The sequence below is a fragment of the Winogradskyella sp. R77965 genome (assembly GCF_044594915.1).
Classification (GTDB): Bacteria; Bacteroidota; Bacteroidia; order Flavobacteriales; family Flavobacteriaceae; genus Winogradskyella.
On the sequence record NZ_CP138990.1, the window covers coordinates 2194452 to 2217680 of the forward strand.

General features: G+C 33.0%; 25 protein-coding genes and 1 tRNA gene. 15 read left to right on the forward strand and 11 right to left on the reverse strand.

From position 1 onward, the window contains the following. Positions 1-26: 26 nt before the first annotated feature. The 3 genes from asnS to SJY34_RS09745 all read left to right on the forward strand — a co-directional run bounded on the left by asnS (position 27) and on the right by SJY34_RS09745 (position 3665). Positions 27-1472: an asparagine--tRNA ligase gene (gene asnS / locus SJY34_RS09735; protein WP_400075149.1), complete on the forward strand. Its 1446-nt coding sequence runs from the start codon at positions 27-29 to the stop codon at positions 1470-1472. 72 nt (positions 1473-1544) lie between these two features. Then, positions 1545-3011, forward strand: a complete 1467-nt coding sequence (rpoN, locus tag SJY34_RS09740) for an RNA polymerase factor sigma-54 (RefSeq protein WP_400075151.1) — start codon at positions 1545-1547, stop codon at positions 3009-3011. A 45-nt stretch (positions 3012-3056) separates the two neighbouring features. Continuing rightward, on the forward strand, positions 3057-3665 hold the full coding sequence (locus SJY34_RS09745; protein ID WP_400075153.1) for a hypothetical protein: 609 nt from the start codon (positions 3057-3059) through the stop codon (positions 3663-3665). Here SJY34_RS09745 and SJY34_RS09750 read toward each other — a convergent pair. The 8 genes from SJY34_RS09750 to SJY34_RS09785 form a co-directional block, all read right to left on the reverse strand. After that, complete coding sequence (locus tag SJY34_RS09750) at positions 3660-4358, reverse strand: porin family protein (RefSeq protein WP_400075155.1); 699 nt, start codon at positions 4356-4358, stop codon at positions 3660-3662. The genes SJY34_RS09745 and SJY34_RS09750 overlap by 6 nt on opposite strands. Positions 4359-4452: 94 nt before the next feature. After that, positions 4453-4917, reverse strand: coding sequence for an ExbD/TolR family protein (locus tag SJY34_RS09755; protein ID WP_400075157.1), 465 nt, complete (start codon positions 4915-4917; stop codon positions 4453-4455). An 11-nt stretch (positions 4918-4928) separates the two neighbouring features. Then, positions 4929-5543 carry an ExbD/TolR family protein gene (locus tag SJY34_RS09760; RefSeq protein ID WP_400075159.1) on the reverse strand — a complete coding sequence of 205 codons (615 nt, stop codon included), beginning with the start codon at positions 5541-5543 and terminating at the stop codon, positions 4929-4931. A gap of 6 nt (positions 5544-5549) precedes the next feature. Then, positions 5550-5987: a hypothetical protein gene (locus tag SJY34_RS09765; protein ID WP_400075160.1), complete on the reverse strand. Its 438-nt coding sequence runs from the start codon at positions 5985-5987 to the stop codon at positions 5550-5552. An 8-nt stretch (positions 5988-5995) separates the two neighbouring features. Then, positions 5996-6766, reverse strand: coding sequence for a MotA/TolQ/ExbB proton channel family protein (locus tag SJY34_RS09770; protein WP_400075162.1), 771 nt, complete (start codon positions 6764-6766; stop codon positions 5996-5998). Between the two features lie 75 nt (positions 6767-6841). Next, positions 6842-6929 (reverse strand) — tRNA-Ser (locus SJY34_RS09775). 75 nt (positions 6930-7004) lie between these two features. After that, on the reverse strand, positions 7005-8033 hold the full coding sequence (locus SJY34_RS09780) for an asparaginase (protein ID WP_400075164.1): 1029 nt from the start codon (positions 8031-8033) through the stop codon (positions 7005-7007). Position 8034: 1 nt separating this feature from the next. After that, positions 8035-8802, reverse strand: coding sequence for a TatD family hydrolase (locus SJY34_RS09785; protein ID WP_400075165.1), 768 nt, complete (start codon positions 8800-8802; stop codon positions 8035-8037). A 48-nt stretch (positions 8803-8850) separates the two neighbouring features. Here SJY34_RS09785 and SJY34_RS09790 point away from each other — a divergent pair, with 48 nt between their 5' ends. Both SJY34_RS09790 and SJY34_RS09795 read left to right on the forward strand, forming a co-directional pair. Next, a complete protein-coding gene (locus SJY34_RS09790; RefSeq protein WP_400075167.1) occupies positions 8851-9291 on the forward strand; it encodes a TIGR02281 family clan AA aspartic protease in 441 nt (146 codons plus the stop codon). A 61-nt stretch (positions 9292-9352) separates the two neighbouring features. Further along, the gene (locus SJY34_RS09795) at positions 9353-9982 is read left to right on the forward strand and encodes a response regulator (protein ID WP_400075169.1); all 630 of its coding nucleotides are present in this window, start codon (positions 9353-9355) and stop codon (positions 9980-9982) included. Between the two features lie 497 nt (positions 9983-10479). Here SJY34_RS09795 and odhB read toward each other — a convergent pair whose 3' ends face one another. Both odhB and SJY34_RS09805 read right to left on the reverse strand, forming a co-directional pair. Beyond that, entirely contained in the window at positions 10480-11688 is a 1209-nt protein-coding gene (gene odhB, locus SJY34_RS09800) for a 2-oxoglutarate dehydrogenase complex dihydrolipoyllysine-residue succinyltransferase (protein WP_400075171.1), read from the reverse strand. Between the two features lie 46 nt (positions 11689-11734). Next, the gene (locus tag SJY34_RS09805; RefSeq protein WP_400075173.1) at positions 11735-14491 is read right to left on the reverse strand and encodes a 2-oxoglutarate dehydrogenase E1 component; all 2757 of its coding nucleotides are present in this window, start codon (positions 14489-14491) and stop codon (positions 11735-11737) included. Between the two features lie 114 nt (positions 14492-14605). On the opposite strand from SJY34_RS09805, the gene SJY34_RS09810 reads away from it, so the two are divergent. After that, a complete protein-coding gene (locus tag SJY34_RS09810; protein WP_400075175.1) occupies positions 14606-15151 on the forward strand; it encodes an alpha-ketoglutarate decarboxylase in 546 nt (181 codons plus the stop codon). Position 15152: 1 nt separating this feature from the next. Here SJY34_RS09810 and SJY34_RS09815 read toward each other — a convergent pair whose 3' ends face one another. Next, on the reverse strand, positions 15153-15584 hold the full coding sequence (locus tag SJY34_RS09815; protein ID WP_400075177.1) for an RrF2 family transcriptional regulator: 432 nt from the start codon (positions 15582-15584) through the stop codon (positions 15153-15155). A gap of 122 nt (positions 15585-15706) precedes the next feature. Here SJY34_RS09815 and SJY34_RS09820 point away from each other — a divergent pair, with 122 nt between their 5' ends. The 9 genes from SJY34_RS09820 (at position 15707) to SJY34_RS09860 (ending at position 23187) form a co-directional block, all read left to right on the forward strand. Next, complete coding sequence (locus SJY34_RS09820) at positions 15707-16186, forward strand: c-type cytochrome (protein ID WP_400075178.1); 480 nt, start codon at positions 15707-15709, stop codon at positions 16184-16186. 27 nt (positions 16187-16213) lie between these two features. Next, entirely contained in the window at positions 16214-16798 is a 585-nt protein-coding gene (locus tag SJY34_RS09825) for a fasciclin domain-containing protein (RefSeq protein WP_400075180.1), read from the forward strand. Positions 16799-16827: 29 nt separating this feature from the next. Beyond that, a complete protein-coding gene (nosZ, locus tag SJY34_RS09830) occupies positions 16828-18780 on the forward strand; it encodes a Sec-dependent nitrous-oxide reductase (protein WP_400075182.1) in 1953 nt (650 codons plus the stop codon). Positions 18781-18956: 176 nt separating this feature from the next. Then, complete coding sequence (locus tag SJY34_RS09835) at positions 18957-19574, forward strand: hypothetical protein (protein WP_400075184.1); 618 nt, start codon at positions 18957-18959, stop codon at positions 19572-19574. After that, on the forward strand, positions 19571-19999 hold the full coding sequence (locus tag SJY34_RS09840; RefSeq protein WP_400075186.1) for a nitrous oxide reductase accessory protein NosL: 429 nt from the start codon (positions 19571-19573) through the stop codon (positions 19997-19999). The genes SJY34_RS09835 and SJY34_RS09840 overlap by 4 nt, the downstream gene beginning before the upstream one ends. A 9-nt stretch (positions 20000-20008) precedes the next feature. Continuing rightward, positions 20009-21250: a nitrous oxide reductase family maturation protein NosD gene (locus tag SJY34_RS09845; protein WP_400075188.1), complete on the forward strand. Its 1242-nt coding sequence runs from the start codon at positions 20009-20011 to the stop codon at positions 21248-21250. Next, the gene (locus SJY34_RS09850) at positions 21244-21951 is read left to right on the forward strand and encodes an ABC transporter ATP-binding protein (protein ID WP_400075190.1); all 708 of its coding nucleotides are present in this window, start codon (positions 21244-21246) and stop codon (positions 21949-21951) included. The genes SJY34_RS09845 and SJY34_RS09850 overlap by 7 nt, the downstream gene beginning before the upstream one ends. Then, positions 21944-22726, forward strand: a complete 783-nt coding sequence (locus tag SJY34_RS09855) for an ABC transporter permease (RefSeq protein WP_400075192.1) — start codon at positions 21944-21946, stop codon at positions 22724-22726. The genes SJY34_RS09850 and SJY34_RS09855 overlap by 8 nt, the downstream gene beginning before the upstream one ends. Positions 22727-22854: 128 nt before the next feature. Next, a complete protein-coding gene (locus SJY34_RS09860; RefSeq protein WP_400075194.1) occupies positions 22855-23187 on the forward strand; it encodes a hypothetical protein in 333 nt (110 codons plus the stop codon). The last annotated feature ends 42 nt before the right edge of the window (positions 23188-23229 follow it).

A 23229-nucleotide genomic window follows, 5' to 3' on the forward strand; every position in this document is an offset into this window, starting at 1 on the left:
TCTTAGCATTTCAAAATAATTAAAACATGACAACAAAATCTGTAGCAGAACTACTTTCACAAGATGTGACCTTACAAGATGTGTCCGTAAAAGGATGGGTGAGAACATTTAGAGCAAATCGATTTATAGCATTAAATGATGGTTCTACAATAAATAATATTCAATGTGTTGTAGATTTTGAAAATTTTGATGAAACGCTTTTAAAGCGCATTAATACTGGAGCTGCTATTCATGTCACTGGTGAATTAGTAGAAAGTCAAGGCAAAGGTCAATCTGTAGAGATACAAGTTAAAGAATTAGTAATTTTAGGAGATTCCGATCCAGAAACTTATCCCATACAACCAAAAAAACATTCGTTAGAATTTTTAAGAGATAATGCACATTTGCGCACAAGAACAAATACGTTTAGCGCTGTAATGCGAGTAAAATCCACTTTATCATTTGCAATACATAAGTATTTTACTGAAAACGGTTTCTATAATATGCATACACCAATAATTACTGGTAGCGATGCAGAAGGTGCTGGTGAAATGTTTCGTGTTAGTACTTTAGATCCTAAAAATCCCCCGTTAACAGAAGATGGTAATGTAGATTTTAAAGAAGATTTCTTCGGAAAAGAAGCCAATCTTACCGTTTCTGGTCAACTTGAAGCAGAAACTTATGCCATGTCACTAGGCAAAGTCTATACATTTGGGCCAACATTTAGAGCTGAAAACTCAAACACAACGCGTCATTTAGCAGAATTTTGGATGATTGAACCAGAAGTAGCTTTTATGGATTTAGCAGGCAATATGGATTTAGCCGAAGACTTTCTAAAGTCTGTTCTAAGCTATGCTTTAGAGCATAATAGAGAAGACATAGAGTTTTTAGATAAACGTTTACAAGATATCGAAAAGAAATTACCACAAGCCGAGCGAAGCCCAATGAATATAGTTGATAAAATTAAGTTTGTTGTAGACAATAATTTTAAACGCGTTAGCTATACTGAAGCTATCGATATTCTTAGAAATTGCAAACCTAATAAAAAGAAAAAATTCAAGTACCTTATAAATGAATGGGGAGCAGATTTACAATCTGAGCACGAACGCTTCTTGGTGGAAAAACACTTTAAATGTCCAGTAATATTGTTTGATTATCCTGCAAATATTAAAGCGTTTTACATGCGCTTAAATGAACCTGACGATCAAGGGAGGGAAACGGTAAGAGCTATGGATATTCTTTTCCCTGGTATTGGTGAAATGGTTGGAGGTTCTCAGCGAGAAGAGCGTTTAGATGTCTTAAAAGAGAAGATGAAGGCTCTAGATATTCCAGAGGAAGAATTATGGTGGTATTTAGATTTGCGTAAATATGGTACTGCAGTACACTCTGGTTTTGGATTAGGTTTTGAGCGTTTGGTTATGTTTGCAACAGGTATGGGAAATATCAGGGATGTTATTCCTTATCCAAGAACACCTCAAAATGCTGAGTTTTAAATAAAATATTAAACCTGTTAGGCTTCTAAAACCTAATAGGTTTTTCTTATTTTTATAATCAACAGAAATTTTATGTCCCTAAAACAGTTTTTACAATTTAAACTATCGCAGAAGCTATCTCCTCAGCAGATTCAACTTATGAAGTTGATTCAGTTACCTACACAAGCCTTTGAACAACGTTTAAAACAAGAATTAGAAGAAAACCCTGCACTAGATACTGGTAAAGAATCTGACGCTTCAGATGATACCATTGATGATTTTGACAATTCTACCGAAGAATACGATGATAATGAAACGATTGATACTGATGACATCAATATAGATGAGTACTTAAGCGACGATGAAATTCCTGAATATAGAACTCAGGCTAATAATTACAGTGCTGATGATGAGGATAAATCTGTGCCATATGCTGCAGGCACCTCTTTTACACAACACTTAATCAATCAATTAAATACGTTTAGACTTTCAGATCATGAAGAGGAAATTGCTTATTTCTTAGTAGGTAGTGTAGACGAAAGTGGTTATATACGTCGTTCTTTATCAGACATTACTGATGATTTAGCATTTACTCAAAATGTCTTTACAACTGAGGAAGAAATTGAGAAAGTACTTAACATTGTTCACCAATTGGACCCAGCAGGTGTTGGTGCTCGTAGTCTACAGGAATGTTTAAGTATTCAGCTGCATCGAAAGGAACAATATCCAGATGTTGAATTGGCAACTGCAATAATTGATAGAGGCTTTGAGCAGTTTACTAAAAAACATTATAAAAAGTTAATGCATAAGTTTAGCATCAATGAAGAACAACTTAAGGATGCTATTGAAGAAATAGAACGCTTAAATCCAAAACCAGGTGGTTCCTATGCTGGCAACAATAAAATTGTTGAGCATATTGTCCCAGACTTTGCTATAAAGATTGTTGATGGTGAACTAGAATTAACATTAAATGGTAGAAATGCTCCTGAGCTTCATGTTTCGCGCGAATACAATAATATGCTTAAGGGTTACAAAGACACTAAAGACAAATCTAAGGCGCAAAAAGATGCCGTGATGTTCATTAAACAAAAGCTAGATGCTGCAAAATGGTTTATTGAAGCGGTAAGACAACGTCAACAAACTTTATTTGTTACCATGAGTGCCATTATGCACTATCAGAAGGAATACTTTTTAACAGGTGATGAGCGCAACTTGCGACCAATGATTTTAAAGGATATCGCCGACGAAATTGAAATGGACGTTTCAACTATTTCTAGAGTAGCTAATAGTAAATATGTAGATACACCTTACGGTACTAAACTCATAAAAGAATTTTTCTCTGAGTCTATGACCAACGATCAAGGTGAAGAAGTTTCGACTAGAGAAATTAAAAAAATTCTTGAAACGGTTATTGAAGAAGAAAACAAAAAGAAACCTCTAACAGACGAAGCTTTATCTAAGATTTTGAAAGAAAAAGGTTATCCTATTGCACGACGAACTGTTGCAAAATACAGAGAACAATTAGATATTCCTGTTGCGCGTTTAAGAAAGGAGCTTTGAGAATTTAAGTTATATGCGAAACTTGAAAAACTATAAATATAATGCATGAAAAATTTTATTTTAAAAGGTATTTCGTTTGTTTTTCATCCGCTTATTATGCCGCTTTTAGGTGTTCTTTTTTATTTTTCTAAAACACCTCGTTTTATTCCAGAACCTGTAATAAAGGCTAAGATTTTTTCAATCATTATTCTCACAATAATATTACCAATATTACTATTCTTCTTATTGAAAACGATTAATAGAGTAGATTCTATTTATTTAAAAAGTACGAAAGAGCGTTTAATACCTTTATTTATAAATTGTATTATTACCGCATTGATTCTTATTCGTGTTTTATCCTCTAAAGAAATTGTAGAATTATATTATTTCTTTTTAGGCATTCTTTGCTCAACACTGGCATGTTTAATTTTAGCTATATTTAAAGTAAAGGCAAGTATTCATATGATTGCTGCATCAGGCTTTTTTATGTTTGCCGTTGCTTTGGGTATTCACTTCCAAATTAACATTAACGGTACGATTGCAATTATGATGATTATTCTGGGTGCTATTGCAACATCTCGATTGCACTTAAAAGCACACACAAATCAAGAACTAATTATTGGTTTTTTTATTGGTCTATTTCCACAATTTATATTTATAAATTATTGGTTATAAAATATAGAACATCAATCCTATTTTAAGAGATTTTAGATTGATAGCTTCATCTTCCAATTTTATATTGTCTTCGAAAATAGTATTTAATCCGTAATACACTTGAAAATTCCATGTACCATAACCGGCACTGAGTGTTAAACCATATTGAATTCTGTTGAAGCCATTTATGTTAGTTAGGCTACTATTACCTTCTTCACTTTTAAACTTAGAGGAATTATACAACAAATAACCTACTTTAAAGCCTGTATATATTCTCCAAAAATTATAATCTGTTGCTGTAGAAGTTCTCCAACGAACTTCAAATGGTACTTCAACTAAATACGTTGTAAATTTATTTTTAGAAACATTGAAATCGTCTTCATTGATAATGCTTAATGAAATGTCATCATTTATTTCTTCAATAAATAAATTCTTTTGATTGTATGAGTTCGTAGAAATCCCTATACCCAAACCAATGGCAAAATTTCGCCTTTCATTTATTGGCATATCTCGTATATAGCCAAAATGAAAACCAGAAGAAAAGCCGCTTTGAGAAACTTCTTTAGGCTTATTATTGAGTAAGTTATACGTTACCGCTGCGTAAAACTGATCTTCCCTATAATTTTTGTATAGTTCAGTCTTATCTGCGTCATCAACTTGAGAAAATCCTAGTTGAACTATTAAAAAGGTGAAAATTAAAAGCGTAAATTTCATATAATAAAACTACAAAATCTTTAGATGCTATTAAACAAAAAAACGTCCTGATTAATCAGGACGTTTTATTTATAAAATTAAGAATATATAAATTCTATTCTTCTGCTTTAGCATTGGCAATATACATTACCTTTAATGCATTAGCCTTACGCAGTTCTTGCTTAATATCTGAAACAAGACCAGCATTAGTGTTTTTATCTACCTTAAGGCCAACTACAACTTTACTTTGTAGTTCCTCATTCAATTCTGCTATTCCCGCTATAATTGATGGTTTCACATCTTCTACGCCAATAAAAGCATCATTAAATTGAATTCGAGGTTCCTTACCAAATTGATTAAACTGACTACTTGGCTTACCTGCATAGATAAAAATAGTTCTGTCTTTTTTCAACTTTTCAACTTGATCTGCACTTGGCAATATGTTTTCAATCATTAAAGAACTGTCTCTCATTACAGTTGCTACCATGAAAAAGAAAAGTAACATAAATACAATATCTGGTAGTGAAGCCGTTGAAATCGCTGGCAATTCACCTTTACCTTTTTTTCTAAATTTAGACATATTAGTTTCTTTTAATTTTTATCTGGTTCCGCTTCAGACAGTTTCAAAGGAAAAAGCTTTTTAACAGTCTCTATTTGCTCATTAAGCTTCTCATCCTTATTAAACTGATTCTTTTCCTTCTCGTCTAGCATAGATCTGAAAGATCTATTGTACAGGCGTTGTGCCTCTCTTTCCCTTAAGAAATTATAAGCCGCAACTAGTTCGTTTTGTACATCTATATACTGTTCGTAGGACGTTTCTCTATCGTGTTTCATAGAGACAATTGCTTTGTCCGGATGGTCAGATGAAGATTCATCTCTCTTGCCCTTACAATAATCACAAGATTCTCCAGCAGCATTTGTGCTTCCGCCATTATCTAAAAACTCTATTGCTGCCTGCCTTAAATCCTTTAATTCCATTTCCTCATCTTCTACAAGCAATTGGTTATGACGATTTATTAAAACAGTAAATAAATTCTTCTGTTTAATAATCGGAGGCTCAACTTCAGAGTCATCAATAGGTGGCAAACTTCTTAATAATCCTTTATCTTTTTCTATTGTAGTTGTAACTAAGAAAAAGATAAGTAATAAGAAAGCAATGTCAGCCATTGATCCTGCATTTACTTCGGGTGCTGATCTTTTTGCCATACTAATTTATTTAGAGATTATTTTTTTAACTCCTGAAAAAATCATCGTTATTGCAGCAACCGCTAACAATATATAAAAAGCTACTAAACCAGCGCCAACCATAGTCGATTGTCCGTCTGTAGCAATGCCATCTTGTAATTTATACTGCCTTGTATCACCTCCTGAAACAAGATAAGCAATCAAAAGCACTGCCAAAAATGCACCAACACCTATCAACGTATTCTTTAGATTTGCTGTATTTGTAAATAGATTTTTTAATACAAAAAACAATACAAATAATACCGTTAGGCCCAGTGTAATGTAACCTATCCATGCCATAGGCTCAAAGAGACCATCTTCTCCGCCTGTTTTTATGGCTTCATCACCAGCTGCTATAATTCTAACCAGAGATACAATTCCGATTAGACTTAAAACAGCGGCTACAATTTTTAATATTTTGTGCATAATTAATTTTATTTTTTGTGTCTTACTAATAAATCCATCAATGTGATAGATGCGTCTTCCATATCGTTTACAATGCTATCAATTTTAGCAATAATGTAGTTGTAAAAAATTTGAAGTATAATCGCTACAATAAGACCAAATACTGTAGTTAAAAGTGCTACTTTAATACCACCTGCAACTAAAGATGGTTGCATATCACCAGCAGCTTCAATTTTATCAAAGGCTTGAATCATACCAATTACTGTACCCATGAAACCAAGCATTGGTGCCAAGGCGATAAATAATGATATCCAAGACACATTCTTTTCTAACTGTCCCATTTGAACTCCACCATAGGCTACAACTGCTTTTTCAGCAGCATCGATATCTTCGTCTGCACGATCTAAACCTTGATAGAATATAGAAGCAACAGGTCCTTTTGTATTTCTACAAACTTCCTTTGCAGCTTCGATACCACCAGAATTTAGTGCATCCTCTACATTTTGAGTCAATTTTTTAGTGTTTGTTGTTGAAAGGTTTAAATAGATAATTCTCTCAATAGCAATTGCTAATCCAAGAATTAAACATAGTAGTACAATACCCATAAAGCCTGGACCACCTTCAATAAAACGCTTTTTTAATTCTTGGTGAAACGTCAAGTCTTCATCTGCAGCCGCAGCATCATCTTGAGTTACACTTGTTACAGTTGCTGTTGTAGTTGCTAATGTTGTTGCATTGGCGTTAACAGTTCCGATAGCCATTAAACATGTTATGGCAAGGATAGAAAATAATCTTTTCATTGTTCTGAATCTTAATTTTATTAGTTAAAGTGTTAAAGATAAAAAAAATAATGTAACAATCGCATAAAATATAAGCAGAGAGGAAGGGATTCGAACCCTCGATACCCTTTTGGAGTATACACACTTTCCAGGCGTGCGCCTTCGACCACTCGGCCACCTCTCTGTAATCTTAATTTAAAATTACATTGGTGCCAAATAACGAAAAAAACTTTAAATGCAGAAATTTATAATGTTATTTTTAAGACATTTCCCCTCTTAGTGATGTTTCAAAAATAGATTTAAAGTCTTTTGAGTTTACCTTTTCTCCTAAAAGATACATCAGCTTTGTTATAGCCGCTTCGGTAGTGATATCTTTCCCAGAGATAACTCCAATAGATTTTAATTGCGAACTGGTTTCATATTGTCCCATCCTAACACTTCCGCCAGCACACTGAGATACATTTATAATATGAAGTCCTTTATCAATAGCTTCTTTTAATAAATCAATAAACCAAGATTCTGTTGTTGCATTTCCTGATCCGTAAGTTTCAATTATTAGCCCTTTTATTAATTGGCTTCTTAAAACTGCTTCTAAAATTGGTCTAGATATCCCTGGAAATAGTTTTAAAATACCAACATTGGTATCCATTTCTGTTCGTACAATTAAATCCTCTTCTGGTTTTGGTCGTCGTAGAAATTCGGTATTGACTTTTAAATGCACCCCAGATTCTGCTAAATAAGGGTAATTAAGAGACTCAAATGCTTCAAAATGTTCTGCATTTATTTTTGTGGTTCTATTACCTCTATATAATTTGTATTCAAAATAAAGACAAACTTCTTTAATAGTTGGTTCCCCATTATTTCGCAAAGATGCCATTTGAATGGATGTAATTAAATTCTCTTTGGCATCTGTACGGAGATCTCCAATTGGTAATTGCGAACCTGTAAATATGACTGGCTTAACCAAGTTTTCTAACATAAAACTAAGTGCAGATGCTGAATAACTCATAGTATCACTTCCGTGTAACACAACAAAACCATCAAATTTCTGATAATTGGCTTGAATAATTTTTGCTATATCTGCCCAATAATTTGGGCTCATATTAGAAGAATCTATCGGTTTCTTAAATGATATGGTTTCAATATTACAGTCTAAAAGACGCAGTTCGGGAATTTTATCTAATAAGCTCTCAAAATCAAATGCTCTGAGTTCTCCTGTATCGGCATCTTTAATCATGCCTATAGTTCCGCCTGTATATATTAATAATATGTTCGGTTTTTCTGTCATTTTAAATTCCAAATACAGCTTTTGAATTATCTGTAGTTATACGAGCTATTTCTTCAGCACTTTTTCCGTAAAGTTCGGATAATTTTTCTAACACCCTATTTATATAGGAACTTTCATTACGTTTTCCGCGATATGGTTTTGGCGCTAAATATGGTGAATCGGTTTCTAAAACAATATGCTTTAAATCTATTTGATTAATGAATTGGTCTATTTTACCATTTTTAAATGTAACCACTCCACCAATACCTAATTTCATGTTGTAAGATATTGCCTGTTTTGCTTGATCTAAACTTCCGGTAAAGCAATGAAAAATCCCAAAGAGATCGTCCGACTTTTCCTGTTCTAAAACTTCAAAAATCTCATCAAATGCTTCTCTACAATGAATGACAATTGGAAGTTGATATTGCTTCGCCAAGTTTATTTGATATCTAAAAGCTTCAATCTGAATACCTAGAGTGGTTTTATCCCAATATAAATCAATGCCTATTTCTCCAACGGCGTAAAATTTTCTTTTTGCCAATTGCACTTCAACATGCTGCAACTCTGTCTTAAAATTTTCTTTAACATGCGTAGGATGCAAGCCCATCATTAAGAACACATTATCAGGGAATTCCTTTTCAAGTTGAAACATAGATTCTGTATACGAAGAGTCTATTGCAGGAATAAAAAACCGCTTTACATTGGCATCTAATGCTCTATTAATCATTTCTGTTCTATCTCCATCAAAAGCTTCACTATATAAATGGGTATGTGTATCTGTAATAATCATGGCGCAAAAATAACCGTTTATAATATTATATTTACAAAAAATGGAAAAATGGAAACGTTAAAGGACTTCCTTATAAATAAAGGCTACTCTAAAATTAGACTTAAGCTTACTAAAACTAATCATTTTGAAATTAAGGCATCAATTAATGGAGTTAAGGGTCGGTTCATTTTAGATACAGGAGCTTCGAGTAGTTGTGTTGGGTTTGAAGCTATTGAACGCTTTAATCTTATTGTAAAAGACTCTGAAATTAAAGCCGTTGGTGCTGGTGCATCTGATATGGCTACTAAAATTTCTAATTCTAACAATTTAAAAATTGGGACTTGGAAAAAAAATCGCGTTGCATTAATCTTATTTAATTTATCACATGTCAATACAGGACTTATTAATCACAACGCCCAACCTGTGGATGGTATAATTGGAGCGGATGTTTTAAAAAAAGGGAAGGCTATAATAGACTATGAAAAAAAATACTTGTATTTAAAGCTATAAGAAATTTCATATGCTGAAGATTCTTATTATCTTTAGGTATTATAGTTGAATTAATAGCAAAATGAGCCCAACCATCATAATTGCTGACGATCACCCTTTAATTCTCAAAGGTCTTCAGGAATTTTTAAATGAAAAAAACTTCAATGTTTTGGCAAGTGCAAAAAATGGAAAAGAAGCACTCGCTTTAATAAAAGCACATGTTCCAGATATTGCAATTTTAGATATTAAAATGCCTTTTTATACAGGTTTGCAAATAGCAGAGAAATGCAAAGCCGACAATATCCCTACAAAAATTGTCCTCATTACTTTTGAAAAAGACGAGATTACATATACTAAAGCTAAAACTTTAGGTATATATGGCTATGTACTCAAAGAATTTGCGCTCGAAGAAATAGAAAATTGTATTGCATCTGTAATTAAAGACAAAGCGTATTTTAGTCCTGAACTTTTAAAGTTTTTAGAAATAAAAGTCTTTCCCCAACACTTTGAAAACTTAACTAAACACGAAAAAAATATCGTTAGGTTAATTTCTGAAAATAAAACAGGTGTTGAAATTGCAGAAATGCTTTTTATATCTCCAAGAACAGTAGAAAAGCATAAAAGTAACGTGATCAAAAAGCTTAAATTAGAAAGCAAACAAAATAGTCTTCTTATTTGGGCTAAAGAAAATTCTGAATTCTTAAAAAGCTAAAAAAATACGTAAAGTTACGTATAGTATCATTCTAATATAATTTCAATATTTGTAGTGTTATTAATTAAGGGTTAATAACGAGCTATTAGTTAGTTCTTAGGGGATTACCGGAGCCTTGAACAATTGTTCAGGGCTTTTTTTTAGCATAAAAATAAAATATACGTAAAGTTACGTATAGTATCGCTTTGTTATTATTGAGAAATTTACACCAGCTATTAATCAAAGCCCTCAGATTAAATTCTTTAAAGCTCTGGATAAGCTTATGATTCAGAGCTTTACTTTAAAAAATCAGTTTTATGGAAACAATGAAAGACAATACCTCAAAAAGCGATAGAATATTTATAGTGCTATTAATTATAAGTTCTGTAATAGTAATATCAGCCAATATAGCTGTTAATTTTTTTAGTTAATTTTAGTTAGTTATACTCTTGTTAGTTAGGAGTAAAAAAGCGCAATTCTAAATGAATTGCGCTTTTTAAGTTTTATTAAATTAAGACCTACATCTCTAATGCTTTCTTAACATCATTATCCATTAATAATTCTACAGGATTTTCTAATGCTTCTCTTACAGCAACCAAGAAACTTACAGACTCTTTTCCATCTATAATTCTGTGATCATAAGATAAAGCAAGATACATCATAGGATGAATTTCAACTTTTCCATCTACAGCTATTGGGCGCTGAATAATGTTATGCATTCCTAAAATTCCGCTTTGCGGTGGATTAATAATTGGTGTAGATAACATACTTCCAAACACACCTCCATTAGAGATTGTAAATGTACCACCTGTCATCTCATCTACAGTAATTTGTCCATCTCTAGCTCTTAAGGCTAAGCGTTTTACTTCAGATTCTATACCTCTGAAAGATAAGTTTTCTGCATTTCTAATTACTGGTACCATCAACCCCTTAGGTCCAGATACTGCAATACTAATATCTAAATAATCGTAAGACAACATTTCTTTACCATCTATCATTGAATTAACTGCTGGATACATTTTTAATGCTCTTACAACTGCCAAAGAAAAGAAGCTCATAAATCCGAGACTTACGCCATGTTTTGCTTTAAAATCTTCTTTATATTGTTTACGTAACTCAAAAATCGGAGTCATGTTAACCTCATTAAATGTGGTTAACATTGCTGTTGTATTTTTAGCTTCAACTAAACGTTCTGCTACCTTACGACGTAGCATTGACATTTTACTACGTGATGTCCCTCTGTTTCCTCCTGTTGGAGTTCCCATTGACGGCACAGCATTTACAGCGTCATCTTTTGTAATTCTTCCATCTCTTCCAGAACCAGAAACTGAAGCTGCATCTATACCCTTTTCATCTAAAATCTTTTTAGCTGCAGGACTTGGAGTTCCAGATGCATATGTTTTTGATGCTACTGGCTTTACTTCTTCCTTTTTTGGAGCTTCTTCTTTTTTCTCAGCCTTAGCAGGTGCATCACTTCCTTCTGGCTTAGTAGCACTTGTATCAATTAAACATACGACAGCACCTACTTCTACAGCATCACCTTCTTCTGCTTTTAGTGTAATTGTTCCACTTGCCTCTGCTGGTAATTCTAATGTAGCTTTATCGCTATCTACTTCAGCAATTGCTTGGTCTTTTTCTACATAATCTCCATCTTCAACTAACCATTCTGCAATTTCTACCTCAGTAATCGATTCGCCTGGTGAAGGCACTTTCATTTCTAAAATCATGCTTTATTGTTTTATTAAGCTCTAACTTGTGTAGTGTTAATTCCTTTTATCTCTTGTTGTTTTTGGTTTTATCAAAAACGTAATCTATAACTTCTTGATGTCTTATTTTAGAACGTGTAGAACTACCTGCTGCTGGTGCACCATATGGTCTTCTAGATGCTGCTCTAAATTGTTTCGCTTCATCTAAATGCATTAATATATGACTATAAGCTCCCATATTTCTTGGTTCTTCTTGAGCCCAAACTACATCATCTGCATTTTTATATTTTTTAAGTATGCTTCGCATATCTTTTACTGGAAGCGGGAATAATTGCTCTATCCTAACTAAAGCAACGTTATCTCTTCCCAGCTTTTCTTGTTCCTCTAATAAATCATAATAGAATTTACCAGTAACAAATACCAAAGTCTTAACTTTAGTTGCCTTTGCTGTTTTATCATCAATTAGCATCTCAAAACTTCCATTTGCAAACTCGTCTACAGTTGAAACCACTTTAGGATGACGTAACAAGCTTTTTGGTGTAAATACAATTAGAGGCTTTCTAAAATTAGCTTTCATTTGTTTACGTAACAAATGAAACATATTAGCAGGTGTTGTACAGTCTGCTATAAACATATTATCCTTAGCGCACATTTGTAAATAACGCTCCATACGACCAGAAGAATGTTCAGCACCTTGACCTTCGTAGCCATGCGGCAACAACATTACTAAACCATTTTGAGTCTTCCATTTGTCTTCACCAGAAGATATGTATTGGTCTATCATAATCTGAGCTCCATTACTAAAATCACCAAATTGTGCTTCCCAGATGGTTAATGTATTAGGACTTGCCATGGCATAACCATAATCAAATCCTACAACGCCATATTCTGATAATAATGAATTATAAATATTGAATTGACCTTGCTCTTTAGATATACTATTATGCAATATTATTTCTTCTTCGCTATCCTCTACCTTAACGACTGCATGTCTATGAGAGAACGTTCCTCGTTCTACGTCTTGACCTGAAATTCTCACATTAAAACCTTCAACCAATAACGAACCATATGCTAAATGCTCAGCCATAGCCCAATCTAATCGGTTCTCATCAAACATAGTTTGACGTGATTCAATTAATCTTTGAATTTTACGTATAAACTTTTTGTCAGACGGAAGATTAGAAATAACCTTAGTAATTTCTTTTAAGACTTTTTTAGATACAGTTGTATCTATTTGTTCCATCATTACATTTTCAGTCACTCGAGTAAAACCTTTCCACTCCTCTTGCATAAAAGCAGTAATCTCGGTTTTATCTTCTTTACGTGAGTCTTCTAATTTTTCCTCTAGAGACTCTTTATATTTAGTCTCGATATGTTTTACATAACCATCATTTATTACACCTTCATCCAGTAGTCTTTGTGCATAAATGTCTCTTGGATTTTTGTGCTTTGCAATCGCTTTGTATAATAATGGTTGTGTAAATTTTGGTTCATCACCTTCATTATGCCCATACTTTCTGTAGCCTAATAAATCTATAAACACATCGCGCTTAAACTTCATTCTAAAATGTAATGCAAAAAGTGCTGCGTGTACAACTGCTTCGGCATCATCTGCATTTACATGAAGCACTGGTGATAAAGTCACTTTGGCAACATCAGTACAATATGTGCTAGAGCGTGCATCTAAATAATTGGTGGTAAAACCAATTTGGTTATTGACTACGATATGAATTGTACCATTAGTTTTATAACCGTCTAATTTGGCCATTTGTACAACTTCATAAACTAATCCTTGACCAGCAATAGCTGCATCTCCATGAACCACAATTGGCAGTACCTGAGAGGCATCTGTAATTTCATCTTTATCTTGTTTGGCTCTTGTAATACCTTGTACAACAGCACCTACAGTTTCTAAATGCGAAGGATTTGGCGCAATATTTAGATTAATTTTCTTGTTGTTATAAGTCTCTCGATTACTCGTCCAACCCAAATGATATTTTACATCACCATCAAATACTTTTTCTTCATAATCTTTACCATCAAACTCACTAAAAATATCCTTTGCTGATTTTCCGAAGATATTGGTCAATGTGCTAAGTCGACCTCTATGTGCCATACCCATAACAAATTCCTTTACACCTTCATCTGCTGCTTTTTCTATGATAGCATCTACTGCAGGAATTAAAGATTCATTACCTTCTAAAGAAAAACGCTTTTGGCCAACATATTTTGTGTGCAGAAACGATTCAAAAGAAACAGCTTGATTTAATTTTTTTAGAATATACTTCTTTTCGTCTGAAGTAAATATTGAGTGATTATCATTAATATTTAGCTTATTCTGAATCCATTCGATTTCTTCTGGCTTGCGAATATACATATACTCTACACCTATTGAATCACAATAAATACGTTCTAAATGATCAATAATATTTTGAAGTGTGGCCGAATTTAGACCTAATATCTCACCTGCAGAAAAAGTGGAATTTAAATCGCTTTTAGATAATCCAAAATTTTCAATTTCTAATGTTGGAGCATATTTTCGCCTTGCTCTTACAGGGTTTGTTTTAGTAAACAAATGACCTCTACTTCTGTAACCGTCTATAAGCTTTACAACCTGAAATTCTTTTTGAATGTGTTCTGGTATTTGTGCAGAAACACCTTCTACAATTTCCCCTTCCATCCCATAGCTTTCTGAGCCAAAATCATAACCTTGAAAAAAGGCGCGCCAACTAGGCTCAACAGAATCAGGATTTTTAAGATATTGGTCGTATAAATCAGCAAAATATGCTGTATGTGCGGCGTTAAGAAAGGAATATTTATCCATTATTTTTTTTGAGACGTTATCGTTTCAACAAAATTTATTCAAAAATACAACTTTTGTTAAAAATAGCTTTGGTTTTATTATATTTATAACAATTAGAAAACAACAATTCTCGATATGATAAAGTTTAAATCAATTAGCATCAAAAAATCTATAATACTTAGCCTTTTAACAAGTTTTTTTATCACATTTTCATTTTCTCAAAATAATTCTGACGATCAATCTAGTTTTTGGAAAAATGTACAATTCGGAGGTGGCATAGGTTTAAACTTAGGCAATGGCTTTTTTAGTGGTGGATTAGCACCTGCTGCTGTATACAGACATAATGCATATGTTTCTACAGGTGTCGGTCTCAATTTTCAATATAGCTCACAACGTGATGTATTTAAATCTACTGTTTTAGGTGGAAGCATAATTGGCTTATTTAATCCGTACAGAGAATTACAAATCTCCACTGAGTTTGAACAATTATATGTTAATAGAGATTTTGACGAGCAATTTGTAGCTAATGTTGATGATAGTTATTGGTATCCTGCACTGTTCCTAGGCGCTGGTTATCGTCAGGGTAATGTGACTTTTGGAATTAGATATGACGTGCTTTATGACGAAGATAAAAGTATCCAAAACCAAGCTTGGATGCCATTTGTACAATTTTGGTTTTAATCTACAAAGGCAAAACAGATTTGCCTTTTTTAATATGCTCAGCTAAATCTTGAAGGCTTGTATTATCCAGTCTATCTAATATTTTTTGCTTTTCATTAAATATCAAATGATGAAGTGAACAAGGGTTAGTACTATCACATTCATTTAAACTTAGTAAACAAGAATTGATGCGTTCCTCACCGTCAATGGCAGTAACAATATCACTTACTTTTACTTGCCTGTTTTCCTCACTTAAATAAAAACCACCGTTGGGACCCTTGTGTGATGAAATTAAATTCCTTTTTGATAAGGTTTGTAAAATTTTAGCAATATAATGTCTAGGAACATTAATGGGTTCTGCAATATCTTTAATCATTATTTTTTGATCTTCTGAAGAATGCACTGCTAAATACAAAACAGCCTTTATTCCATACTTGGTAGAATTTGAAAACATAACTTAATTTTAAAACAATAAACAACAAAGGTAAAAAAGATATTTTTATCTTAAATATGATTTATATCATATTTTACTAATAATCTCACGCATATATTTGTTTCACCTTAAAATAGAGACAAATGAAAAATTCACTAAAACTATTAACGTTATTTATCGCCCTATTACTATTTAGTTGTGGTGGAAGCGATAAAAAAGAAGAAACTTCTTATGGCAAAAAAGAACCCGTAAAAAAAGAAGTAAAAGAACCTGCCTCTCAACGAATTGAGTTAAGTAATAAAGGTATAGGACCAGTAACATCTGTTAATTTAGACCTGGTTGTAGATGAAAAGATGGCTGCACATGGTAAAGAGGTTTACGAAAAAATGTGTACTGCTTGCCATAAAGCAGAGAAAAAATTTATCGGCCCATCACCAAAAGGAATTTTACAGCGTCGTTCACCAGAATGGGTAATGAATATGATTCTAAATCCCGAAGAAATGGTAAAAGAAGATCAATTAGCTAAAGATTTACTAATAGAATTTAATGGATCTCCTATGGCTAACCAAAACTTAACTAAAGAAGAAGCAAGAGCTGTTTTAGAATATTTTAGAACCCTCTAGAAAAACTAACACTAAAAAATAAAACCAATGAAAACACTAATCAAATTATTATTTTCTGTTATGCTTTTAGTATGTTTTGTTGCTTGTAATAGTAACTCAAAGACTTCAGAAAATACAACCAAAGAAAGTGATGCTACTGAAAGAGCTAGTCAAAAAGAAGGACAAGCTTTTATGAAAGACGAAGGTGGCACACCTAACGCCTTACAATTAGCCATAAGCTCAGAAGACCATAGTACTTTGGTTGCTGCAGTGCAAGCGGCTGAAGTAGAGAATGCACTAGTAAATGTAGGACCATTAACGGTATTTGCACCAAACAATGCTGCTTTTGCAAAAATTGACGAAGCTACATTAAACAGTCTTTTGGAGCCAGAAAACAAAAGCAAACTCGCTTTTATATTAACGCATCATGTAGCCCCTGCAAATTATCCTGTTGAGATGCTAAAAAAGAATGCTGAAAAAGGACGTAAACTTTACATGGCTTCGGGCAAATACTTAGACGTCACAGAAAAAGATGGTGACCTTTATGTAGATGGTGTTAAAATACTTGGCACAGTAAACGTAAGTAACGGATGGGTGCATGTTACGGAAAGTGTAATTCTACCAAAAGACTAAACAAAATCAACTAATTAAAATAAAACTATATGAATAAAATAGGAAAATATTTACTCGGTATAACCGCACTTATCTTTATGACAAATTGCGGTAATAACAGTAATAATAGTAATTCTGGTGCTATGTCTTCGAGTAAGGCTGAAAAAGTATACGTCGCGCCAGGTGAACATGATGAGTACTATGCCTTCTTTTCTGGAGGTTATAGCGGTAACATAACTGTAGCTGGACTTCCAAGTGGTAGGATGCTAAAAGAGATACCTGTGTTTTCTCAATTTCCAACATCTGGATATGGCTATTCTGAAGAGACCAAACCAATGCTAAATACGTCATTTGGTTTTGTACCTTGGGGAGATGCTCACCACCCAGATATTTCTCAAACTAATGGAGAATTGGATGGAAGATGGATCTTTATCAATGAGAATAACACACCTCGAATTGCGCGTATAAGTTTAGAAACTTTTGAAACCGAAGAGATTATTGAGCTTCCTAATAGTGCTGGTAATCACGCGTCTTCATTCGTAACTGAAAATACTGAATATATTGTTGCAGGTACGCGTTTTGCGGTTCCTAATCCACAACGTGATATGCCGATAAATGAGATGAAAGGTCAGTTTAAAGGCCCTCTTTCTTTTGTGAGCATAGCTGATAATGGAAGAATGAATCTTGAATTTCAATTAAATATGCCTGGTTTTAACTACGACCTTGCACATCCTGGACGTAATAAATCTCATGGCTGGTTCTTCTTTACAAGTTATAATACTGAAGAAGCTAATACATTGATGGAAGTTAACGCTTCTCAAAATGACAAAGATTATATCGCTGCTGTTAATTGGCAAAAAATTGCTGAGTATGTTAAAAATGGTGGTGGCGAAAAAGCAGCCGGAACTTATGCTCATAATGTCTATGATGAAAAAACACATACAGCTACATCAACTATGAAAGAAGGTGTTACAATGGTTGACCCACGAGAAGTTGCAGGTGCTGTTTTCTATATTCCAATTCCAAAATCACCACATGGTTGCGATGTTGACCCTTCAGGTGAATATATTATTGGTAGTGGTAAATTATCTACAGATTTAAGTGTGTATTCATTTGAAAAAATTCAGACTGCAATAAAAAATAAAGATTTTGTTGACGATTCTTATGGCATCCCAGTATTGAGTTACGAAAACACAATTGCTGGTGTTGTAACACAACCTGGATTAGGGCCTTTACATACTGAGTTTGATGGACAAGGGAATGCATATACGACATTCTTTATCTCTTCTGAAGTTGTAAAATGGAAACTAGGAACTTGGGAAGTTTTAGACAGACTACCAACATTTTACTCTGTAGGTCATTTAATGATTCCTGGCGGTAACTCAAGAAAACCATTTGGTAAATACATGGTCGCTATGAATAAAATCACAAAAGATCGTTACCTACCAACAGGTCCTGAGCTAGAGCACTCTGCACAGCTGTATGATATTTCCGGAGATAAAATGGAATTATTATCTGATTTCCCAACACATGGTGAACCTCACTATGCCGCAGGAATTAGAGCAGACCTGATTAAAGAGAAAAGTAAAAAGTATTACGAATTATCTGAAAATGAACATCCTTATGCCGCTAAGAGCGAAAGTGAAGCTACGGTTACAAGAAATGGTAATGAAGTACATATAAGTATGACCATGATACGTAGTCACTTCTCACCAGATAATATCGAAGGTGTTAAGGTTGGAGACAAAGTATATCTGCATATGACGAATCTAGAGCAAGATTTTGATGTCCCTCACGGCTTCTCAATCATTGGTGCAAATACATCTGAAATTTTAGTGATGCCAGGACAAACCAAAACCATTGTTTGGGAACCAAAACGAGAAGGTGTTTGGCCATTCTATTGTACAGATTTTTGTTCTGCCTTACACCAAGAAATGCAGGGTTATATTAGAGTTTCTGGTAAAAACTCAAACACACCTCTTAAATTCAGCTTAGATGAATAAAATAGTTAAATAGTTTTAGTGTAAAAATGTTATTTAACTCAATATGGGCGAGTAGAAATAACTCGCCCATTCTTTTAAAATAGCGTGTATTAAACATCAATAGCGATAGTATTATATTCTAAAATAATTACGCTAGATGTCACAGATGACAACTAAAAATTAATAAATATAAACAGATGAAATCCGCAAGTATAATAATGATAATAGGCTCTGCTCTGTTACTTGGATTATTTATTTTTCCACTGTGGAGTATAGAGCTTGAAGCGCCTCAGTATCCTAATGGTATAGGAATGAACATTCATCTCGATGGACTTCAAGGTAAAGAAAAACATGATCTCCAAAATATTGATGGTCTTAACCATTACATTGGTATGCGTAAATTACCTAAAGCAGATGAAATGTGGGAGTTTAGTACTTTTCCAAAAGTAATAGGCGGCATGGCTGCTCTAGGAATTATAATCGGTTTAATAGGGTTATTTAAATTTATTTCACCAAAGTGGTTTCTAGGCTGGTTGATCCTTATGATAATTTTAGGTATCTTGGGTATGTACGATTTTAATGCGTGGATGGTAGATTATGGAACCAACCTGGATCCTAAAGCTATTATGAAAATGACAGATGCAAACGGTAATCCGTTAAGCTACAAACCACCTTTATTTGGCACAAAGAATATTCTAAATTTTGTGGCACATTCTTATCCACATAAAGGCGCTTACATGATGGGTTTTGGTATGTTCTTGACTTTCGTTGCGTATTGGATTGGAAATAAAAAAGTAAAATCTTTAAAAGCATGAAACGAATTGTCTTTTTCTTAGTTCTCTTTGTAATGTTTGGCTGTAGTAAAACACCTCAACCCATAAATTATGGAACAGATATGTGTCATTTTTGCCAAATGACTATTGTCACAAAAACGCATGCATCACAAATGGTTACTGATAAAGGCAAACAATATAAGTTTGATGCCATTGAGTGCATGATAAGATTTTTAGGTGATAAGCAAGAACTTGTAGAAAAAAGTAACCTCTTAATTGCTAACTATAAAAATCCTGGTGTAATGGTAAATGCAAAAGCAGGTGGTTACGTTATTAGCGAGGAAATTACAAGTCCTATGGGAGCAAACCTCACAGGTTTTGCATCTTTAGAACAAGCCAAAACAAAAATTAACAATCCTAAAGCTGAATACTTTGACTGGGAAGGTATTTTTAAAAAATTGAACTAAATCTAAAGTATGAAAATACAGTTAAGTATTCTTCTCATTTTAATTTCAATCTGCTTCACAACAGCTCAAACATATACAGTTTGTGAAGCAGGTTGTGATTTTAAATCTATTCAAACTGCTGTAGATAGTTCTAAAAATGGTGATAGTATATTCATTAAAGCTGGTCTTTACAATGAATCTAACATCATTATCTACAAAAAATCGCTTAATATTACTGGTGAAGAAGGCACTATAATAGATACACAAAATAATGGTTATGGCTTTTCAGTAGAAGCAACTGATATCGTTATCAAAAATCTAACTATTAAAAATATCAAGATTAGTTACACCAAAGAATATGCTGCCATATTACTTTTTAAATCTTACGACTTTGTTATAGAAAATATAACTGTAGAAAGTGCATTTTTTGGCTTTTTAATTCAGAAATCAAAGGATGGTAAAATTCATAATAACACCATTTCTGGCGAAGGAAAAGCAGAAGCAGATTCTGGTAATGCGATACACTTATGGCATTGTGAAAACGTAAAAATTACAAATAATGATGTTAGAAGAATGCGCGATGGTATCTATTTAGAATTTGGAAGTAATAGTTATATTTCAGACAATTATTCTACCGAAAATATGCGTTATGGCTTGCACTTTATGTTCTCAAATGAAAACACATATGAGAACAATATGTTTGAAGCTAATGGTGCAGGTGTTGCTGTGATGTTTTCAAAAAAGATAAAAATGTTTAACAATATCTTTAAGAAAAATTGGGGAACAGCCTCATATGGAATTCTTCTAAAAGAAATAAGTGATGCCGAATTAAAACATAATATTTTTGAAGATAACACTATAGGTATTAATGCAGATGGTACTAATCGTATCACATTTACAGAAAATACCTTTAAAAATAATGGCTATGCAGTAAAGGTTATCGGAGCGTGTTACGATAATATCTATTCAAAAAATAACTTTTTGTATAACTCCTTTGATTTATCCTACTCTGGAAATCTAAATAGTAACAAGTTTGAAAACAATTACTGGAGTAATTACACAGGCTACGACTTAGACAAAAACGGTATTGGTGATATTCCTTATCGACCTGTAAAACTCTTTTCGTATTTGGTGAATCGCACACCAGAAAGCATCGTATTACTACGAAGTCTTTTTATAGATATTATTGATTTTTCAGAAAAGGTTTCGCCTGTTTTTACACCTGAAAACCTTATTGACAACCAACCTCTAATGACTAAAGTTACATGGTAGAAATAACCGATTTATATAAAAAATTTGGTAAAAACAAGGTCCTTAATGGTATCAACCTATCTATTAAAGAAGGTGGTATTTTCGCAGTACTTGGTCCAAATGGCTCTGGAAAAACCACGATTATAAAAACCATACTTGGCATGGTAATTCCAGATAGTGGGAATGTAAAAGTCTTTGATTCTGATGTGAAGACCAATTCAGATTATCGCCATAAAATAGATTACCTACCTCAGATTGCTAATTTCCCAAGCAATCTAAAAGTGAATGAACTCATTAAGATGATTAAGGATTTGAGAGGTGCTACAGATGAAGATCAAAATCTAATTGAAAAGTTTAAACTAGAACCCTTTCTTAATAAAAAACTTGGAACACTGTCTGGTGGAACTAAACAAAAAGTCAATATTGTTTTAACCTTTATGTTTAATAGTCCTATTATCATATTAGATGAGCCAACAACAGGCTTAGATCCTATTTCATTAATAAGGCTTAAAGGACTAATTGAAGCAGAGAAAGTCAAAGGAAAAACCATCTTAATCACATCTCATATTATGAGTTTTGTAGAAGAAGTTGCAGATAATATTGTGTTTATTCTCGAAGGAAAAATTTACTTTAAAGGCAGTATTGCCCAATTAAAAACAAAGACCAAACAACAAGATTTTGAGCATGCTATTGCTAACATTTTAACCGAAAACCATGCTTAAAATATTAAAATACAGTTTTTTTGATTTAATGCGCAGTAGCTGGAGTTATGTGTATTTTGCTTTTTATCTTTTATTAGGAATTGTACTTTTATTTCTTAATAACGATTTATCTAAGGCTGTAATTACACTTATGAATGTGATTATCGTTTTAGTTCCTTTAATTGGAACCATTTTTGGTGTGATGTACTACTATAATTCTAAAGAATTTACAGAATTATTATTAGCACAACCTTTAAAGCGATCTTCTATTTTTTTAGGTCAGTATTTAGGCGTAGCTATATCACTTTCCATGAGTTTAATACTCGGTTTAGGATTGCCATTTATTGCCTATGGCTTATTTAAATCTAATGCTATTTGGGACTTCTCATTATTACTAGTTGTAGGTATCTTTTTAACCTTCATCTTTAGTGCTTTAGCTTTTAACATCGCTCTTTCTAATGAAAATAAAATTAAAGGATTCGGTTACGCTATACTTATGTGGTTATTCTTAGCCATAATATATGATGGTTTATTTTTAATGTCTCTTATCTTATTTGAAGATTACCCACTAGATAAAGTATCTCTAATTGGCACCATGCTCAATCCTATTGATTTATCAAGAACACTCATTTTATTGAAGTTAGATATCTCAGCCCTTTTAGGCTATACAGGTGCAGTTTTTAAACAATTCTTTGGCACTAGTTTTGGCTTAATTGTTTCATTTTTAGCCTTAACCATTTGGGTAGGATTACCTGTTTTAAGAATTATATTTAAGTCGAAGAAAAAAGATTTTTAATTACAAAAATTAAAATGACTTTTGTCAGGTAATTTAAGACAAAATAGTCCGAAATTAGCACTATGATAATTAAGGTTATTCATAAAATTGCGGCTCTATTTCTGACGTTCATATTATTAGCAAATAATATGAACAACGTTGTAATTGTAACCGATTTTCTCATTAATCAAGATTTCATTGCTAAAACACTCTGTATTCAAAAAGAAGCGCAAAAAGGCTGTAATGGTAAATGTCAATTACGCAAAGAACTTGTTCAAAATAATACAGATGGTAATTCTGATACACCAGCACCTAAGAGTAATAAAACGCGCTTAGATGTCTTTGTGATTTCTGAAATTAATCTTAATACAGACCTTTCAAATATCAACTTTCAATCTGGTCATTTCAATAGTGATTTAAGACTATTTCAACCTTTATCTAGGTTTTACGATATAGATACACCACCACCAAATTTAAGTTAATTCTTTTTTGAGTGCTTTCTGCACAACCCACTTTACTATGTG

Bases quoted from the DNA above. Each gene is read 5' to 3' on its own strand.
- asnS (WP_400075149.1), top strand. From the start codon at position 27: ATGACAACAAAATCTGTAGCAGAACTACTTTCACAAGATGTGACCTTA.
- rpoN (WP_400075151.1), top strand. From the start codon at position 1,545: ATGTCCCTAAAACAGTTTTTACAATTTAAACTATCGCAGAAGCTATCT.
- SJY34_RS09745 (WP_400075153.1), top strand. From the start codon at position 3,057: ATGAAAAATTTTATTTTAAAAGGTATTTCGTTTGTTTTTCATCCGCTT.
- SJY34_RS09750 (WP_400075155.1), bottom strand. From the start codon at position 4,358: ATGAAATTTACGCTTTTAATTTTCACCTTTTTAATAGTTCAACTAGGA.
- SJY34_RS09755 (WP_400075157.1), bottom strand. From the start codon at position 4,917: ATGTCTAAATTTAGAAAAAAAGGTAAAGGTGAATTGCCAGCGATTTCA.
- SJY34_RS09760 (WP_400075159.1), bottom strand. From the start codon at position 5,543: ATGGCAAAAAGATCAGCACCCGAAGTAAATGCAGGATCAATGGCTGAC.
- SJY34_RS09765 (WP_400075160.1), bottom strand. From the start codon at position 5,987: ATGCACAAAATATTAAAAATTGTAGCCGCTGTTTTAAGTCTAATCGGA.
- SJY34_RS09770 (WP_400075162.1), bottom strand. From the start codon at position 6,766: ATGAAAAGATTATTTTCTATCCTTGCCATAACATGTTTAATGGCTATC.
- SJY34_RS09780 (WP_400075164.1), bottom strand. From the start codon at position 8,033: ATGACAGAAAAACCGAACATATTATTAATATATACAGGCGGAACTATA.
- SJY34_RS09785 (WP_400075165.1), bottom strand. From the start codon at position 8,802: ATGATTATTACAGATACACATACCCATTTATATAGTGAAGCTTTTGAT.
- SJY34_RS09790 (WP_400075167.1), top strand. From the start codon at position 8,851: ATGGAAACGTTAAAGGACTTCCTTATAAATAAAGGCTACTCTAAAATT.
- SJY34_RS09795 (WP_400075169.1), top strand. From the start codon at position 9,353: ATGAGCCCAACCATCATAATTGCTGACGATCACCCTTTAATTCTCAAA.
- odhB (WP_400075171.1), bottom strand. From the start codon at position 11,688: ATGATTTTAGAAATGAAAGTGCCTTCACCAGGCGAATCGATTACTGAG.
- SJY34_RS09805 (WP_400075173.1), bottom strand. From the start codon at position 14,491: ATGGATAAATATTCCTTTCTTAACGCCGCACATACAGCATATTTTGCT.
- SJY34_RS09810 (WP_400075175.1), top strand. From the start codon at position 14,606: ATGATAAAGTTTAAATCAATTAGCATCAAAAAATCTATAATACTTAGC.
- SJY34_RS09815 (WP_400075177.1), bottom strand. From the start codon at position 15,584: ATGTTTTCAAATTCTACCAAGTATGGAATAAAGGCTGTTTTGTATTTA.
- SJY34_RS09820 (WP_400075178.1), top strand. From the start codon at position 15,707: ATGAAAAATTCACTAAAACTATTAACGTTATTTATCGCCCTATTACTA.
- SJY34_RS09825 (WP_400075180.1), top strand. From the start codon at position 16,214: ATGAAAACACTAATCAAATTATTATTTTCTGTTATGCTTTTAGTATGT.
- nosZ (WP_400075182.1), top strand. From the start codon at position 16,828: ATGAATAAAATAGGAAAATATTTACTCGGTATAACCGCACTTATCTTT.
- SJY34_RS09835 (WP_400075184.1), top strand. From the start codon at position 18,957: ATGAAATCCGCAAGTATAATAATGATAATAGGCTCTGCTCTGTTACTT.
- SJY34_RS09840 (WP_400075186.1), top strand. From the start codon at position 19,571: ATGAAACGAATTGTCTTTTTCTTAGTTCTCTTTGTAATGTTTGGCTGT.
- SJY34_RS09845 (WP_400075188.1), top strand. From the start codon at position 20,009: ATGAAAATACAGTTAAGTATTCTTCTCATTTTAATTTCAATCTGCTTC.
- SJY34_RS09850 (WP_400075190.1), top strand. From the start codon at position 21,244: ATGGTAGAAATAACCGATTTATATAAAAAATTTGGTAAAAACAAGGTC.
- SJY34_RS09855 (WP_400075192.1), top strand. From the start codon at position 21,944: ATGCTTAAAATATTAAAATACAGTTTTTTTGATTTAATGCGCAGTAGC.
- SJY34_RS09860 (WP_400075194.1), top strand. From the start codon at position 22,855: ATGAACAACGTTGTAATTGTAACCGATTTTCTCATTAATCAAGATTTC.